This is a genomic window from Flavobacterium sp. B183 (assembly GCF_023539155.1).
Classification (GTDB): domain Bacteria; phylum Bacteroidota; class Bacteroidia; order Flavobacteriales; family Flavobacteriaceae; genus Flavobacterium; species Flavobacterium tructae.
Map to the genome: position 1 here is coordinate 643,909 of NZ_CP097434.1, position 17,873 is coordinate 661,781.

The 17,873-nt window shown below is 37.0% G+C and carries 9 protein-coding genes and 1 tRNA gene; 5 read left to right on the top strand and 5 right to left on the bottom strand.

Features of this window, described 5'->3' with window-relative positions; all coding sequences use genetic code 11:
• Window positions 1-10 precede the first annotated feature (10 nt).
• The gene (locus tag M4I44_RS03030) at window positions 11-6,328 is read left to right on the top strand and encodes an Ig-like domain-containing protein (protein WP_249966474.1); all 6,318 of its coding nucleotides are present in this window, start codon (window positions 11-13) and stop codon (window positions 6,326-6,328) included.
• A gap of 145 nt (window positions 6,329-6,473) precedes the next feature.
• Window positions 6,474-8,657, top strand: a complete 2,184-nt coding sequence (locus tag M4I44_RS03035; RefSeq protein ID WP_249966475.1) for a TonB-dependent siderophore receptor — start codon at window positions 6,474-6,476, stop codon at window positions 8,655-8,657.
• 245 nt (window positions 8,658-8,902) lie between these two features.
• Here M4I44_RS03035 and M4I44_RS03040 read toward each other — a convergent pair whose 3' ends face one another.
• Window positions 8,903-9,493, bottom strand: a complete 591-nt coding sequence (locus M4I44_RS03040) for an outer membrane beta-barrel protein (protein WP_249966476.1) — start codon at window positions 9,491-9,493, stop codon at window positions 8,903-8,905.
• 139 nt (window positions 9,494-9,632) lie between these two features.
• Here M4I44_RS03040 and M4I44_RS03045 point away from each other — a divergent pair, with 139 nt between their 5' ends.
• From M4I44_RS03045 to M4I44_RS03055, 3 genes are read left to right on the top strand one after another with little or no spacing between them, the layout of a single operon-like run.
• Window positions 9,633-10,214, top strand: coding sequence for an RNA polymerase sigma-70 factor (locus M4I44_RS03045; protein WP_249966477.1), 582 nt, complete (start codon window positions 9,633-9,635; stop codon window positions 10,212-10,214).
• 2 nt (window positions 10,215-10,216) lie between these two features.
• A complete protein-coding gene (locus M4I44_RS03050) occupies window positions 10,217-11,173 on the top strand; it encodes a FecR family protein (protein WP_249966478.1) in 957 nt (318 codons plus the stop codon).
• Window positions 11,163-13,658: a TonB-dependent receptor domain-containing protein gene (locus tag M4I44_RS03055; protein ID WP_249966479.1), complete on the top strand. Its 2,496-nt coding sequence runs from the start codon at window positions 11,163-11,165 to the stop codon at window positions 13,656-13,658. Before M4I44_RS03050 ends, M4I44_RS03055 begins: the two co-directional genes overlap by 11 nt.
• A 209-nt stretch (window positions 13,659-13,867) precedes the next feature.
• On the opposite strand, the gene M4I44_RS03060 is transcribed toward M4I44_RS03055, so the two are convergent.
• The 4 genes from M4I44_RS03060 to M4I44_RS03075 all read right to left on the bottom strand — a co-directional run bounded on the left by M4I44_RS03060 (window position 13,868) and on the right by M4I44_RS03075 (window position 17,837).
• Window positions 13,868-13,941, bottom strand: a tRNA-Ile gene (locus tag M4I44_RS03060).
• A gap of 147 nt (window positions 13,942-14,088) precedes the next feature.
• The gene (mce, locus tag M4I44_RS03065) at window positions 14,089-14,493 is read right to left on the bottom strand and encodes a methylmalonyl-CoA epimerase (RefSeq protein ID WP_017497728.1); all 405 of its coding nucleotides are present in this window, start codon (window positions 14,491-14,493) and stop codon (window positions 14,089-14,091) included.
• A gap of 22 nt (window positions 14,494-14,515) precedes the next feature.
• Complete coding sequence (locus tag M4I44_RS03070) at window positions 14,516-16,873, bottom strand: hypothetical protein (protein ID WP_249966480.1); 2,358 nt, start codon at window positions 16,871-16,873, stop codon at window positions 14,516-14,518.
• Window positions 16,833-17,837 (bottom strand): hypothetical protein, encoded by a 1,005-nt coding sequence (locus tag M4I44_RS03075; protein ID WP_249966481.1) that lies wholly within the window; start codon window positions 17,835-17,837, stop codon window positions 16,833-16,835. The genes M4I44_RS03070 and M4I44_RS03075 overlap by 41 nt, the downstream gene beginning before the upstream one ends.
• Window positions 17,838-17,873: the final 36 nt, after the last annotated feature.

Genomic DNA, 17,873 nt, shown 5'->3' on the forward strand with positions numbered 1-17,873 from the left:
AAAATAATCTATGCAAACAAATCTACGTATTGCAGTGTTACTTGTATGCTTTCTTTTCTTTAACGGTACAAGTGCTCAAACCCCTATTCCTAATTGGAAAAACATTGGACCAATAGCCTTTCCGGAGAAAACCATTGGTCAGGTACACGGTATTGGACGATGTAGTCAAATTAAATTTCACCCCACAGATCCTAACAAAATGTATGCTGCCAGTGCTTCAGGAGGATTGTATCAGAGTAATGATAAGGGACTTAATTGGAAGTCAATAGGCACTGATCAGGTTGTTAGAACATCGTCTGCCTCTATCGCTGTAGATCCTGTCAACGATCAGGTGATGTATTGGGGAACAGGTGATGCAAATTATTATTATAATGGTTTAGGTGTCTATAAAACGATCAACGGAGGAGCCACCTGGACAGTATCTAATTCCGGAATGGGCAATCGATTGGTTATAGACATGCTTTTTCTTCCTACGGATCACAATACGATCATTGCCGCTACCAATAACGGGATCTATAAATCGACAGATGCAGGTGCTAATTGGACCTTACAATCTATTTCTGGTATTGGAGTTCAGGACATCTGTTTCAAACCGGGCACAAATGGCCAGACCATTTATGCAACGGCTTCTAAAAACTTTTATCGCTCTCTTGACGCTGGAAACAGCTGGACAGAAATCACTTCTCCAGCCTTTATATTTGGTACTAACGGAACAAGGGTATCCGTTTCTGAAGCCGATCCCAACATTGTTTATGTTGCCAATGTTGGTGCTAGTGCTATAGGAGAAATTTACAGATCAACAGATGGAGGAAGTACCTTTACAAACATGCGTTCGACTACGGAACATCTTGCCGGATATTCGGCAACTTCAGGCGGACAGGGAAGTTATAATTTTGATTTTGAGGTCAATCCAGTTAATTCAAATGAGCTTTATGTATGTGCTCATGTGATATGGCGTTCTACAGATGCAGGTGTTACATGGTTAAAGCAACAGCCATCCTGGGCATCCGACCTTCATACCGACCAACATCATATTTTATTTGATCCTTATGTTAGCGGTCAGCTCTGGAATGCCAACGATGGCGGGGTCTGGAGCAATACCGCTAACGGAACAGGAGCCTGGACTCCAAAGTCTGACGGTATTGCAGCCACCGAAATTTATCATGGTGCCATTGGCAAAACGAATAGAAATCTACACTACATAGGGACGCAGGACAATGGTGGATTTTATTACAACAACGGCACCTTTTATAATGACAGAGGTGGTGACTTTGGTTCGATTATGTGGTTTGATTATTCCAATAATTTTTACTCTGACTCATCCGAAGAGAGACGTAGTTATTCTCCGAAGTATTCCATCTTAAGTGCGAATCTCCCAGAAACTCCATCAGGCGCAAGATTTGCTTTCACTCCGGAAAATGCAGATATTGCTTACTACGCTAACGCCGGAAAAATTTATCGTTGCTTTAATCTAACTTCAGCCTCTCCTTCCTGGACACTTATTTACACTGTACCATCTGGTACTATAAAAGACCTCCAGATAGATCCCGGTAATGCAGATCGTTTATATGTATTTACAGATTTACCTGCATTATACAGATCAGACAATGCAAAGACTGATGCCTCTTTTGTTCAGACAACACTTCCTGCTACATCGACTAATGGTTCTGTAGCTCCTATACCCAACTCAGATATTGTATACTTAGGACTTGGAACTACTATTTATCGCTCTGCGGATAAAGGAACAACATGGACAACTACAAAAGGATTCCCTGCAGCATGGGTGCGAAAGGTGGTAGCTGATCACAAAAGCACGAATGAGGCTGTCTACGCTTCTTATTCCTTGGGTGTTTATTATAAGGACAACACTAAACCCTCCTGGATAAACTACTCTTCAGGCCTTCCTATAATTTGCGACATGACAGATATGGATATTTATAATGATGGTATTTCTAAAGGTATATTGACTGTTTATTATTATGGAAGAGGAGTATGGCAGAGTGATTTGGTTCCTCCTCCGAGTAACATTATGGTGGCTATGATTTCGCCAGTCAACAATACAACATTTAGCAGTCCGGCTACTATCAACCTCAATGCAACCGCTTCTGTAAGCTCAGGAAATATTAGTAAAGTAGAATTCTATAATGGGACTATGTTACTAGGTACAAGTATGTCCTCTCCATATAATCATACGTGGAATGGAGTATTGCCAGGAAAATATGATCTGACGGCTGTAGCTTATGATAATCTGGGAAACAAGAAAAGCTCTGCCTTAGTAACGGTTACTGTGACTTTTGTTTGTAATAAAGTCACAGGAACTCCCTTTGGCACTTCTCCTTATGCAACAGGCAGTGAATATGATAAAGCATTTGACGGAGATATAAACACCGCTTTTGATGCTTCATCAGCCAGCTCAGGTTATACCGGATTAGATCTTGGAACAGCAAAAGTGGTTACAAATATCAGATATTATCCAAGGAGATCACAAGCAACAAGAATCAAAGGCGGAAAATTTCAGGGTTCCAATACGTCTACTTCTGCTGATTTCGTGGATCTATATACCGTCCCAACCCAGCCCGGTTATGCCTGGCAGGACGTTAGCATACCTAATAGTACGGCATACAGGTATTACAGGTATTTATCTCCGACCGGTGGTTATTGCAATGTTGCTGAGATTGAATTATGTGCTTCTAATGAGCTTCCAGCAGTAAATATTACGGCACCTCTCAATAATCAACTTTATGCTACTGCTCCTGCAAATATAAACATTACAGCAACTGCTTCTGATAAAGATGGATCAATAAGTAAAGTCGAATTTTATCAGGGTACCACTTTACTTGGCACTGCTACATCAAGTCCTTATTCGTTTAACTGGACAGGAGTTCCTGGCGGTACTTATCAACTTTATGCAAAGGCTTATGATAATCTAAATGATGTAGCTATTTCCCCTAATATTACCGTGGTAGTGGGAAATCAAAACCCAACAGTCTCCATTACTTCACCTGACGATTATGCAGTCTTTAAGAATCCTGCAAGTATTACTATTTATGCAACAGCCTCTGACTCTGATGGCACTATCAGTAAAGTGGAGTTTTACGATGGCACCACTCTGTTAGGGACTTCAGCAACCAGCCCATACAGTTATAATTGGACAAATGCCCCAATAGGAACTTACACGCTCTCTGCTAAAGCGTATGATAATAGCGGTGGAACTACAGACTCTTCCCCTATAACTGTTAATATTACTTTTCCTTGTTCTCCGCTTTCAGGCAACTCTTTTGGTACTGCTCCTTATTACTCATATTCTACATATGATAAAGCATTTGACGGAGACCTAAGTACCACTTTTCAAGCCAGTACAACTAATAATGGTTATACCGGATTAGATTTTGGAACAGCAAAAGTTGTTAAAGGGATACGCTTTTATCCAAGAGCAACTAGAGAAAGTAGAATGACAGGTGGAAAATTCCAGGGGAGCAATGTTGCTGATTTCAGTAGTGGGGTAGTGGATCTATACACCATTCCTTCTACTCCAATTCTGGCATGGAATGAGGTTGCTGTTTCCAATGATACTGCTTTCAGATATGTAAGATACTTATCTCCTGCGGGTGGATATTGTAATGTAGCTGAAATTGAATTTTGCGGGTTAGACAATTTAGCAAAGGTAAGCATTACTACTCCTGCTAATGCTGCTACTTATATTGCTCCTGCAACAATTAATATTACTGCCAATGTGGAGGGTTCTGTAAGCAAAGTGGAATACTACATAGGAGCTTCTTTACTTGGCACATCCACTAGCAGTCCGTACAATTATAACTGGACAGGAGTAAGTGGCGGAACTTACACTCTGATAGCAAAGGCTTACGACTCTACCGGGAAGGTTATTTCTTCTGCTCCTGTGAATTTTACTATCATCAATAATATTGCTCCAACAGTAAGTATCACCGCTCCGGCCAACAATGCAATTTACACTGCCCCAGCCACTTTTGATATAGCAGCCACAGCTAACGATAGCGACGGAAACATAAACAAAGTAGAATTCTATAATGGTACCACATTATTAGGAACTATTAATGCAAGTCCGTATACTTTCAACTGGAAAAACATAGCTGCCGGAATGTACACCTTAACTGCCAAAGCTTACGATAATAATGGAATAGCTACCTCTTCTGCTGCTGTTTCAGTCAAAGTGAACCAGCTACCAACAGTAAACATTACCGCTCCGGCCAACAATACAATTTATGCTGCTCCGGCCACTTTCGATATTTCAGCCACGGCTAATGATACCGACGGAAGTATAGACAAAGTAGAATTCTACAATGGCTCTACCTTGTTAGGAACCGTTAATGCAAGTCCATATACTTTCAATTGGAAAAACATAGCTGCCGGAACATACACCTTAACTACCAAAGCTTACGACAATAATGGAGATGTTGCCGCTTCTTCTGCTGTTTCAGTCAGAGTAAACCAGCCACCCACAGTAAGTATTACCACTCCGGCCGACAATGCAATTTATGTTGCTCCTGCCACTTTTGATATATCCGCCACAGCTAAAGATGCCGACGGAAATATAAACAAAGTAGCATTCTATAATGGCGCTACACTTTTAGGAACCGTTAATGCAAGTCCGTATATTTTCAATTGGAAAAACGTAGCTGCCGGAACGTACACATTAACAGCCAAAGCTTATGATAATGATGACGATGTTACCACTTCTTCTCCAATTGCAATTACAGTAAATACACCTGTCAATCAATCACCTTCAGCAGCCATTAATGCTCCTGCCAATAATACTGTATTTACTGCTCCTGCAAGTATTACTATCGATGCTGTAGCAACCGATTCTGATGGTACAATATCTAAAGTAGAATTCTATAACGGAGCATCTTTATTAGCAACTTCAACAACCAGTCCCTATACCTACAATTGGAAAAATGTACCTGTGGGGACTTATGCCATAACGGTAAAATCATATGATAATGCAAATGTAACAGCAACATCAGCCGTGGTAAACCTGGTCGTTACTAATAATCAGGCTCCGACAGTAAGAGTCACTTCTCCTGTTGACAATACTACATTCATTGCTCCCGCAACTGTTACAATCAATGCTGAAGCAGCCGATTCTGACGGAACAATTTCTAAAGTAGAATTCTATAACGGAACAACTTTATTATCAACTTCGACAAACAGCCCGTATACCTACAATTGGAAAAATGTGGCTATGGGAACTTATGCTATAACGGCAAAATCATATGATAATACAAATGCAACAGCAACATCTTCTACCGTAAACATAGTTGTTACTAATAATCAGGCTCCGACAGTAAGAATTACTGCTCCCGTTAATAATACTACATTCATTGCTCCTGCAAGTATTACAATAAATGCCGCAGCAGCCGATTCTGATGGAACAATTTCTAAAGTAGAATTCTATAACGGAGCAACTTTATTATCGACTGCAACAACCAGCCCGTATACATACAATTGGGAAAAGGTATCTGCGGGAACTTATCAGATAGTAGCAAAGGCTACAGACAATACCGGAAACGTGACCAGCTCGGCTCCTGTAATTATTGTTGCGAAAACAAACCCAACTATTAGTATGATTTCTTCTTCTGAAAATAATCAGGTGGTAGACACTGGAAAGGACCTTTTATTCACTTTCAATGTTACTGATCCTGATGCTGTATTATCATACATTATCATTAAAGACAATGGGGAAATAATTTCTACAATAAATAAATCTCCTTATTTATCTGTTCTTACTAACATAAGTTCGGGAGACCACTATTTCACAGCCATCGCTGTTCTTGAAAATGGTACCGAATATACATTTGCAAATTTGAATATAGTGAGCAAAAATTGCAAAAGTATGGCATGGAATATTTCAACTGATTATTTAATTGGAGATCAGGTAATCTATCAGAACATTATTTACAGAGCCTTGATAATTAACAAAAACAAACAACCTAATCAGGACCAATCCACTTGGTCTAAGATAGGAATCTGTGAAAATCTGGCAGTTGAAAATCCTCCTGTACTTAAACCTAAATACATCTTATACCCAAATCCGTGTACTACACATTTCAACATCAAATTTATTGATTGTGCCGGAAAGAGTTTTTACTATAGCATAATGGATGTAAACAGCAGAATCGTTAGAGAGCAAAAAAGTGAACCTATCAACAATGACATATTTGAGAAAGAAGTAACCATTCAGGGATTACCTTCCGGAACTTACATTGTACACATTCATTTAAATGAGAAGATATATAGTGAAAAAATAATTATCATAGAAAAGCCTTCTATGTACAAGAAAAAGAAATAATGCTTTTTACTCTCCTTTTATGTTACACAGAAAACAATAATTAGCATTCATCGATTTTATAGGAGTTATGTAATCCTAACACTCTATAATACCATATCAACACCTTTTCTGTTCAAAAGAAAATTTCAAACTAATTTAATATTACATGAAAAAAACATATTTTTTAATAGTATTCTTTGGTGCTATTACAGCTTATTCGCAACAAATTTCGGACACTACAGAGCCTAAAAAATTAAAAGAGATACATATCATTACAGAACGCTACTCCAAGTCGACTCAGGATATTAAACACATTTCGCGAAAGGAAATAGAGTTTCAAAAAAACCAAAACACTGCCGATTTACTAGCCAACACAGGTACCGTATCTGTTCAGAAATCGCAACAAGGCGGAGGAAGTCCCGTTTTAAGAGGGTTTGAAGCCAATAAGATTCTGCTTCTGGTGGATGGAATCAGAATGAACAACCTTATTTACAGAGCGGGACATTTACAGAATATCATTACGGTTGACGAAAATTCGCTGGAACAGATTGATGTTCTTTTCGGACCTGCATCTACTATTTTTGGGAGCGATGCATTAGGTGGCGCCATTAATATGAGAACCAAAAACCCTCTGTTTCTGTCCCAAACTGATAACAAAGTGTTTTCAGGAAATGCAATGTCAAGATACAACAGTGCCAATAATGGATTTACACAGCATTTTGATCTTAATTTTGCAGGTAAAAGATGGAGTTCCCTATCTTCTTTCTCGTATAATGATTACGGCGATTTGAGAATGGGAGGCAATTCTAATGGAAAGAATGAATCTTTTGGCGAGCGTCCTCAATATGTTGAAACTACAAACAATGTAGATTATTTGGTGCAGAATAAGAATCCACTTATTCAAAAGTTTTCCGGATATAAGCAATATAATGTCATGCAAAAGATACTTTTTCAACCAGATGAATATACACAGCACAGCTTGAATCTTCAATATTCGACTTCTTCAGATGTGCCAAGATATGATCGTCTTACAGATCCATCAGGTGCGGGGCTGAAACATGCTGTTTGGAATTACGGTCCGCAGAAAAGATTTCTTTCAGCTTATAAATTTTCGAAACAAAAGGCCTTGTTCAACAGTGATATGAATCTTGGAATGAGCTATCAAAACATTGAAGAAAGCAGAATCTCAAGAAAATTTAACGATGATAAAACTAAAAGTCAGGTCGAAAAAGTAAATGTATTTGCTTTTAACGCAGATTTCAGAACGAAACTAGGCAAGGGTGACTTTCTTTACGGAACCGAATTCTTTTATGATAATCTAAATTCGACTGCTACCAGTTCAAACCGCATCACCGGTATTGTGTCTCCAACAGATACTCGTTACCCAAACGGTATAAATCATACCTTTAGAGCAGATGTTTTTGCAACTTATAATGAAAAAATAAACGAAACTACTTTCTATAATTTGGGGATTCGTACCGGTTATTCTTCCTTAAAAAGTACTATTGCTAATAATTCTTTTTTCCGACTTCCATATGATGTCATCGAGCAGAGTAACTTCACATACAGCGGTACTGCCGGAATTGCAAAGAATTTTGAGAGCACTAAATTGGTTTTCAATTTGGCTTCGGGCTACAGAGTCCCAAACGTGGATGATTTAGGAAAGCTTTTCGAATCAGTGCCCGGAACCTTGATTGTCCCTAATCGAAATATTGCTCCTGAGAAATCAGTAACAGCCGATTTTACTATAGCATTGGGGCAGGGAAAGAGAATTCAGTTTGACAATACAGTTTATTATACCCGTCTTTTTGATGCCATTGTTACCGATCATTTTTTGTACAATGGACAAAGTTCGGTGATATACGAAGGAGTGCAAAGCGAGGTCTTTGCCATGCAAAATAAAGGGAATGCTTATGTAGGCGGTTTTTCTTCCACCCTGAAAATGGCCATCACAAAACCACTGGGAATTTATGGTACGGTAACTTTTACCAAAGGAGAAATAATGAACCGCACGGGGAATACTCCATTAGATCATATCTCTCCAATATATGGAAAAGCAGGATTGAAATATGAAAATAAAATAATACTTCTGGATTTCTATACATTATTTAATGGCAAGAAAGATATAAGCGATTATTCTACAAATGGTGAGGACAACCAAAAATATGCTCCAAAAGGAGGTATGCCGTCATGGCAAACCTTTAATTTCAAAACATCCTTTATGGTCGATAAAAATATTTCGCTTTATGCCGGAATTGAGAATATTTTAGACCTACAGTACCGTGTTTTTGCATCGGGTATCAATGCATCGGGCAGAAATATATCTGTGGCAGCAAAATATCACTTCTAATACAAAATTCCCATTTCTGTTTTTTACAAATCTAAACTCCTTTCCTTACAAAAAAAAAGGTTTGCATTATTCAACAAAAGGGATGTGTTGTAAAATACAAAAAGACCGTTTCGGATAATGAGACGGTCTTTTTAAAAGCTATTTAAAGGTTAATTCTCTGTACAATATTCTTCCAGATTGGTTAAATATTTTAGATGGAGGTATTTCATTTTTTCATTAAATACACCCACAGGTCAAATTAGTATTTAAAATTTATAGTTTAGACCTGCACTGATAATTCCTCTATGTCCAAATCCTGCTTCTACAAATCCCCCAAGTTTTTTACCTACGCGAAGACCTGCAGGATTAACCTGAAAAGCAAAATCTACATTATTGTCTTTAACGGCTGGTTTGTTAGGTTCTGTGCTTGTATATCTGTCCATAATAACACCTGCAGCAGCGGATCCGTAAAAATCCAACCACTCTGTTTTTATGTAACTAAACGATAACGTAGGCATGACCATAAAATAGTTATTGGTTCTCTTAGCAATAAGTATGTTGTTTTTATCGCTTTGTTTGGTTTGTTCCTGTTGAAAAGCGACATCACCACCTACTCTTATTCGTTCAGTGATCTGATATCGATACCCCAAACCAAAATTTCCGGAAGAGGTTGTCTCAGAATTTAATTTTTGCCCCAGAATTGCAGAAGATAATGCATTTGAAAAACCTTCTACAAAAGTCATTGGTATACCATCGCTATAGGTTAGATTTACTTCATGTTTACCGATTTCTTGTGCTTTTACTACAGTTGTACCGAATGTTAAAAAAATTACGCATACAATAATTGACTTTTTCATTTGTTTTAATTACTTTATAGTTAATAAATTTAAATTTGTGGCAAGAATATCTTACACTGCCTTATTACTAATACGTCAAAAAATAAAATACCCCTATTACGCTGCAATAAAAATTTAAAATCTCCCTACTTTTTATGATATGAATGAGGACCTAAAGCATTTTAAACAATTGTTCAACGAGCTTTATCAGCCCTTATGCAATCATGCCTATAAATACCTTCAGGATAGGAATGAAAGTGAAGATGTGGTGCAGGAATTGATGATTAAAATATGGGAAACCCGCAAGGATTTACTTTCTGAAAAGAGCCTTAAATATTACCTGTATATAGCGGTTAAGAATCGGTGCATATCTATTCTGAGAAAAAAAATCTATATGTTTGACGTTGACGAAATGTCTGCCGATATTGCCGAAGAAATCCCCGAAACGAAGCCCTTAACAGATGCTAACCAGCTTATAGAAGATGCATTTAAAGGAATTTCTCCAAAATGTCTTGAAATTTTCAAACTAAGTCGTCTTGAAAAATTAAGCTATAAGCAAATTGCAGAAAAATTAGAAATATCAGTAAAAACAGTAGAAAACCAGATGGGAAAAGCCATCAAACATATACGGGAGTTTGTTAAACAACATCCCAACTTAATTATTTTCTTTAAAATATGGTATTTTAGTTATTATATAGTGGGGGTTTTAAAAGAATTTGTGTTTTATTTAAAAGAGGTATAACCATGGACAGCCAAGATATTAATGTATTATTAGCAAAGCATTTTTCAGGAGAAACGAAACCTGAGGAAGAAGCTGTGTTAATGAATTGGATAAAAAACAATCCTGATGAATACCTCTCGCTTAAGATTTTTTTTGCAGAAAGTCAGCCATTAGACTCTCCTCAGTTATTTGAAACCGCTAATGCCTGGAACCGCATAGCTCCAAATTTATCCTCCACGAAGATAACCGTATTTCAGTTGTACAAAAAATATCTATACGTAACAGCTGTTGCAGCCGTTTTTATTTTAATAAGCACGTTCGCTTTCTTGTATGCAAATACCGAGATAACTGTTCAGACAATTAACGGGCAGGTAAAAAGTGTCGAATTGAGTGATGGCTCAATAGTTACTTTGAACGACAACTCGAGTATTAGTTATAGAAGATTTCTGTGGAACAACCGAACTGTCCGTTTAAATGGGGAAGCTTTTTTTGAAGTAAAACATGACGAGAGCAGACCTTTTTCTGTAAATACGGGTACTCTATCCGTAAAAGTTTTAGGAACTTCTTTTGTTGTAACAACAACAGAAAAAGAAAAATCGGTAGACGTGATTACAGGAAAAGTCAAGGTTACCGCCACTCCTACTAATCAAACAGTCATTTTGGAGAAAAAACAGGCCGTTCATTACGTTTCCAACAGCTTAATTAAAAGTGACACAGCCGACAAAAACTTACTCTCCTGGAAAACAAAGTCTCTTTCTTTCGAAAATACTCCACTTCAAAAAGCTTTTCAGGATATTGAAGATTGTTATCATATTAAAATACAGGTAGAAGGCAAAATCTCTGATTCCTGCACCGTTACCACAAATTTCAAGAACGAATCCATAAAAGAAATATTGGAAGAATTCCGTTTATTGTTTGGGCTTAGTTATACACAAAAAGGCAATACTGTTTGGGTGAAAAACATATCGTGTGAAAAGTAATTCTCTCATAAATAACTGGTTAACAATTTCATTCTATTTTGTACTTTTCTTTTGTGCCGGATCTCTACAAGCACAAAAAACAAGCTTACTGGAAAAAAAGATCACTATCCAAATAGAAAATGATAGTATCGGAGCTTATATTACTGCCATTATAGCACAAGGCGCAAATTTATCCCTCAGTAATAATAAACTCAATCTTGGCAAAAAGATAAAGATCGACAAAGGAACTTATAAATTGAAAACACTTCTACATCTTCTTTTTGAAACAGAATCAGTAAAATTTCTCGAAAAAGACAATAAAATAATTATCTACACGGTTTCACGAGCTCCTGACCCCTTTACTATTAGCGGTTTTGTTTATGCAGGCGACAGTAAAGAAGCGCTACCCTACGCTACCGTACGAGTTTTAAATACAAACATTGCTGTTAATTGTAATGATTATGGCTATTATACGCTAACATTACCCGAAAACAAGTACATCATAAATGCGAGTTATACCGGTTTTACTTCACAAACAGATACGATACTGGTAAACAAGACCATTAAAAAAAACTTTAATCTTACAATGGGACTATCCCTTGCTCCGGTTGAAGTTAAGTCATCCAAAAAACCTTTAAATGAGATTTCCAGCATAATCGATACGCAGCATGTTAACACTCTTCCCTTTCTAATGGGGCAATCAGACCCGTTAAAACTTCTTACCTTAAAACCGGGCACCTATGGCACTTCATTAAATGTAAGAGGAGGTTCAAGCGATCAGAATTTGGTTTTATTAGATGGTGTCCCTATTTACAACTACAATCATTTTACGAGTTTGTTATCTATTTTCGATTCGCAGGCCATCAAACAAATAAGTTTTTTCAAAGGCGGCTTTCCGGCTCGTTACGAAGGAAGACTTTCGTCGGTCATAGATGTTAAAACAAAAGATGGCGACATGCAGTCCTACCATGGGGCCGCTAATATTGGCTTACTAACGGGTTCTGCGATGATTGAAGGACCTATCATAAAAGACAAGATGTCCTTTATGATTAGTGCTAGAAGAAGCTGGATTGATGCTTTGACCAAAGCGATTTTTGATCAGGATATTAATTTTAAATACCGGATGTATGATGCCTATTTTAAGATTAACTATTTTATTAATTCCTCCAATCGGCTTTACCTTGGTGCCTATACCGGCGGAGATCTTATTCGTGTAAATTTCTTTTCTTCCGAAGCACCTCAGCTTACCTGGAACAACAGAACACTTTCTTTGCGCTGGAACAGGGTATATAATCCCAGACTGTTTCAGAATTCGGTTCTAATGCTAAGCAACTATAACAACCAGTTTGCTAATGCAGATGAGGATGGAACCAGAAAGTTTCGCATTACAGATATAGGTATCGAAAACAACCTGAATTATCACTGGTCGTCATTCCTAAATAGTGCTATAGGCTTACGAATAAATATGACCAATTTTTCCAGTAAAAATATTGAAAGAGAGCAATTGATAAAGTCAGTACATTTCAAAACCTATTGGGACAATGATATAACGCTGTCTGATAAAGTTCGAATAAAAGCGGGTCTTCATTATGCAACTTTTTTAACTAAAAACAAGGTTTATAATTCTTTTCAGCCCCGTACCAGTTTGGTTTATAAGTACAACACTTCTAATAGTCTCTTTGTCTCCTATGCCATAATGGAGCAATTTTATCATCAAATTACTCAGAATACCTATGCCTTACCCTCAGATTTACGAATGCCGAGTACAGATCAGTTACCTCCGGAAAAAGCTTTTATCTATGAAGCAGGCTATGAAAAAACTTTAAACAAAGGATACATCCGACTACAGCTATACGAAAAAAAAGTATCCAATATTTTAATGTATCAACCCCTTTATGATACTCCAGATCAAGACGAAATACAATCCCCTCTAATCGGGTTTGGCAATTCAAGAGGCCTGGAACTTGAATTTTCTAAGCAGTTCAAAAAGTTTGATGTACAGACATCGTATACCCTGAGCAAATCGACATTGAGATTCCCCACAATAAATAATGGTCAGACGTTTAATTCTCCAAACGATATAACCCATCAAATAAAAGGAGCTGTTACCTGGAATATTAATCAATCCTGGGTACTATCCACCATGTTTAATTATAGTTCCGGTGTTTTAATCTCGGCACCAGAATCTTTTTCCTATAATGATAAAAAAGACTCGTACCCAGTAGATCCCAACCAAAGCAACGAAATATCGAAGCCAAATAACTACCGCCTACCGAGAAATTACAATGTCGATGTTGGCGTCTCAAAAACAAAAAAAACGAAATCCGGCAACCAATCCAGATTGTATTTTGGAGTTAACAATCTCGTAGGACAATCTCCACCTTTTATCATTGAAACCAGTTTAAGTAATGGTACCTTTAATGTTGAACAGGCCAGAATGTTTAAATATTTTCCTTACGTTGGATATACTTATACTTTTGGGACGGGTAAAGAAAAATTAAACTAATTTCCAGAATCTTTAAAAAACAAGGCATAAATAAAATCTACAATCTCTTTTTTTGATAGCAGCCCTTGAAATGAACCAATACATTTTCTTCCCTTATACATAAATAAATCCGACAGGTTTTAAAAACCTGTCCGGTTTGTAATATTGATCCTAATTAATTGATAAAACAAAAAAGCCTCTACATTGCTGTAAAGGCTTTATTCCTGTAGTGGTCCCACCTGGGCTCGAACCAGGGACCACCTGATTATGAGTCAGGTGCTCTAACCAGCTGAGCTATAGGACCGGTTTGAGGATGCAATATTACTACTATTTTTCATTCACTCCAAATATTTTGGGAGATGATTTGCATTTAATTTCAAACAACACCCTGTGTTTCCTAAAACACAATTGATTTTCAACTGCTTATTTCGAATCCTAAAAAGAAAAAATTTTATTTAATTTCCTGACAAAGCTCAACCAAAACACCATTTGTGTTCTTCGGATGTAAAAAAACCACTAATTTATTATCGGCTCCCTTTTTAGGAACGTCATTAATCAGCACGAAACCTTCGTTTTTCAAACGGGCGATTTCGGCATGAATGTCTTCTACATCAAAAGCGATATGATGGATTCCTTCTCCTTTTTTCTCCAGAAACTTCGCAATAGGACTTTCAGGATTCGTCGCCACCAAAAGTTCAATCTTATTGGTTCCGGTTTGAAAGAACGAGGTCAAAACCCCTTCACTTTCTACCGACTCCATTTTATAGGACGGAACGCCCAATAATTTTTCGAACAGCACATTGGCGTCCTCCATATTCTTCACGGCAATTCCGATATGCTCAATTTTATTTACCATAACCTCTAAATTTTAATTTCAATTATTGATTTACATACGTATTAAAGTAACCGCATTCGGCAATAACATCCTGATAATATTTCGTATCCGAATAGTCTTTCTGCAGCGCTTTAAAACCGTTCCAGGCAATAAAATTAATTTTATCGTCGTCGGCTTCCCACCAGTTTTTAAGATTGTTGTACTTATTATTGTAATATTCGTTTCGTTCGCATTTCGCCAGCATATAAATACATTTTGCCTTTTGCTCTTTTGTTGTGGCCGCTTCCAACGCTTTTTGGTAGTACATTCTAGGAAGATCACAATTGGTTATCATTCGCTTCATCGAATCCCTGAAAGAATACGGACTTGAACCGTAACCTATAATTGTGATTTCATAAAAAGTTCTTCCGTTTCCGAAATGTGTAATATTATAAAAGGCGTTACCCAACAATAAGCTATTCGTGTACATGTCTTCTTTTTGAGCCAGTTTACCCTGCATTTCCTTTATGGTGGTCAGGAAATCCATAAAAGTATATTTTCTTTTTTGATACGCCGTGTGATCGCAGTCATGACAGTCCTTTATATTTCCGTTAAACGGATTCCCCAGGAACTTGCTGTATTGAACCGAATCGGTTTGTTTCATGTACTCAATAGCTTCCGGTATTTTATTTTTAAAGGTTGCCTGAACCGCCTGAAAATTGTTGATATCCTTCAATTTCAAACTATAAATTCCAGCTCCGATACTTTCAATTTCAGATTTATTGGATTTAGACAAGAAAGCTTTCATGTCTAATAAAACTTTTTCATTGTCATAGAATGAATTTCCATCGTTCCAATAACTGTAACGCGATTCGCCATAAATTTCAGCCATTACCGGATTCCCCTTTTCTCTGTAAAGCGTTGACAAATAACTTCTGCTCCAGGAAGAAGCATTCTGATAACGAAATTCCTGTCCTTTGTAATTCTTTGGAAGTTCAAAATACAGCCAGTTTAAATCGGCGAGGATTGTTTTTTCGTTTTTATCCGTAAGTTTATCTATTTTGCTTAAGTTATTTACAAAACGAAGCAAACGAAGCTGCATTCCTGCCAGTTCTGTTTTAGGAAGCGTTTTTACCGCCTTATCAAAATTCTTATCTGCATTGGCATAATCTCCTTTTAAAGTCTGTAAATACCCCAGAGACAAATCCCATAAGTAAGGTCGGTCTGTATTTCCCGCTGCTGAAATTCTAGCGATTAAATCCAATGTTTTTTGATCCACCTTCACCTGATTTTCGGTTTTGTTTTCAGCCACACTAAGTTTTTTCATAGGCTGATTTTCTCCTCCATCTTTCTGAAAAGAATTGTTTATCGCCTCCTCTTGTCTGTTCACTAATCGTGTTGCCAGATAATTCAGATGTTCGCTTTTAGGATCTAATTCATAGATTTTTTCAATGGACTGTTTTTCGTCTTTGTAGTAACCACGAACAGCCCAAAGCGCTGCTTTTTCTTTATTATTTTTAGCCATCGTCAACGCTTTATTCCAGTCGGTTTCATTTTTCGGACTAAAACAATAAGCCGTAACGGTTCTCAATTCCGGGCATTTATCAAAAACCTGTGCGTACAAATAGTTTGAAGCTGCAAATTTATTTTGCTTGTGATTCACTCCTGCCACGTAGGAAAGTGCTCGGTAATACAGTACATTTTTAGGAACCGATTTTTCTGTTTTATTAAAAAAATCAACGGCTTTTTGTTTGTTGTTGCTGTAAAAACGAGCTTTCATGGTCAAAAACCAATATCTGTTTTTCAGGAAAGGATCCGAAGTCGTGTTGTACACATTCTCGATCGACTGAATCATTTTGGCATCATTGAATGTTTTTGCCACCACCGGATCGTAACTCCAATAATCTCTGTTAATAGAAACGGTTTCTATTTTTTGCGCCAGATACAAAAACTCTACAAAGCTTTTTACTTTATCATCCTTAAGCGAAATCTTTTTCCCCCATTTCAAAGAGGATTTATTTTCCTTTTTGTTTTTATAATACACATGAAGATCTTTGATTTCTTCTTTGTTTTTTATCGGGCTTTTATTCTCCGAATAATAATCCGGTTTTTCGTCTCCAATTAAAAAATAATTGACGGTAGTGGTATCGATTTTTCCTTTAAGATAGGTTCCCCAATCGGACTTAATATCTTTATTGAAACGGGAATTGTGCTCGGTATCAAAACCAATTCCGTAGAAAATTCCACCCGACAGGAAAAGCGGTGAATACGATTTGTCTGCAAAAGTTTCGGGAGTAAAATTAGAACTGTACGATCCAAAATAATCCCAATCGCCATCTGCACAGGCATAAATTACTCCGTATGCAAAAAGTAAAACCGCACTAGAAACAAGAAATAACTTGTTCAAAAATATTCTTTTCATAGTTTTTTAAATTGAATTCGTCTAAATCGTAAAATATAATTTCTTTTGGCTGCTGCGCGGTATTCTCGCCCAGTTCTTCCGCCATTTGTTTTAAATCTTCTGCCGAAATTGTCTCCATTTTTAAGAGGTCATTTTCTTCGTAAAAAACTCCATTCTTATAATTGGATTTTTTCGCTTTAAAAAAGATCCCGCTTAGTTGTTGAAAATTTGGATCCCTTTTGAGCTCAGCTACATTCATTTTAGAACGTAAACCAATTACTTTTTGGTTTCGGATATGAATTCCCCACGAATATATGGGCAAGGCAAAATCGAGATGCATCGGATACTTTTTCAGGCTTTTTAAATAGCGTTCTGCAATTTTCTGATCGTATATCGAATTTAAAGAATCGGGAGCAATTGACCCCATGTTGTAATACATCAAAACTCCGGAATCTACGTTCGGAATTTTAGTTTTCTTAAAATATTTCACCTGATGCAAGCGAATTGTTGCGGAGAGCTTTTTTCCGGAAAGCTTTTTAACACGCTCAATAAATTTAAGATAGTTGTCTTTACTTTTAAGGGTCCAGTCGCAATCGATCTGAATTTCCTGAGATGTAATTTTGTTCTTCGTGCTGATTTCTTCAATCAGACGAACTGTTTTCTGCGCCAGATCCTCCACATCAAGAGAAGAAGACAACATAACTTTGTTTTGAATAAATACTACGGGTACAATTTCGAACTTGGTTACGGCGTCCTGAAAACGAATCGGACTAAGCGGAATGGGTTCTTTGGTCTGGGGATGCTGGCCAATATCAAAATACCTGATATAAAGTTTAGTGACTTCATTGTCCTTCAAAGCAAGCTTCTCCGTTTCAGATAATTTCAGAATGGTTTTCCAGTAATAAAAAGCAACAACCGGCTTTTCATTCTTATTACAGGAAATCAGAAAAAGAATTAAGAAACCAATAAAAAATCTTTTGATCAAAACTTAGGAAAAATTACATTTTAAACCCAAAAGTAA

Excerpts from the sequence above, each read along its gene's own strand:
- M4I44_RS03030 (WP_249966474.1), top strand. The coding sequence starts at position 11 with ATGCAAACAAATCTACGTATTGCAGTGTTACTTGTATGCTTTCTTTTC.
- M4I44_RS03035 (WP_249966475.1), top strand. The coding sequence starts at position 6,474 with ATGAAAAAAACATATTTTTTAATAGTATTCTTTGGTGCTATTACAGCT.
- M4I44_RS03040 (WP_249966476.1), bottom strand. The coding sequence starts at position 9,493 with ATGAAAAAGTCAATTATTGTATGCGTAATTTTTTTAACATTCGGTACA.
- M4I44_RS03045 (WP_249966477.1), top strand. The coding sequence starts at position 9,633 with ATGAATGAGGACCTAAAGCATTTTAAACAATTGTTCAACGAGCTTTAT.
- M4I44_RS03050 (WP_249966478.1), top strand. The coding sequence starts at position 10,217 with ATGGACAGCCAAGATATTAATGTATTATTAGCAAAGCATTTTTCAGGA.
- mce (WP_017497728.1), bottom strand. The coding sequence starts at position 14,493 with ATGGTAAATAAAATTGAGCATATCGGAATTGCCGTGAAGAATATGGAG.
- M4I44_RS03070 (WP_249966480.1), bottom strand. The coding sequence starts at position 16,873 with ATGAAAAGAATATTTTTGAACAAGTTATTTCTTGTTTCTAGTGCGGTT.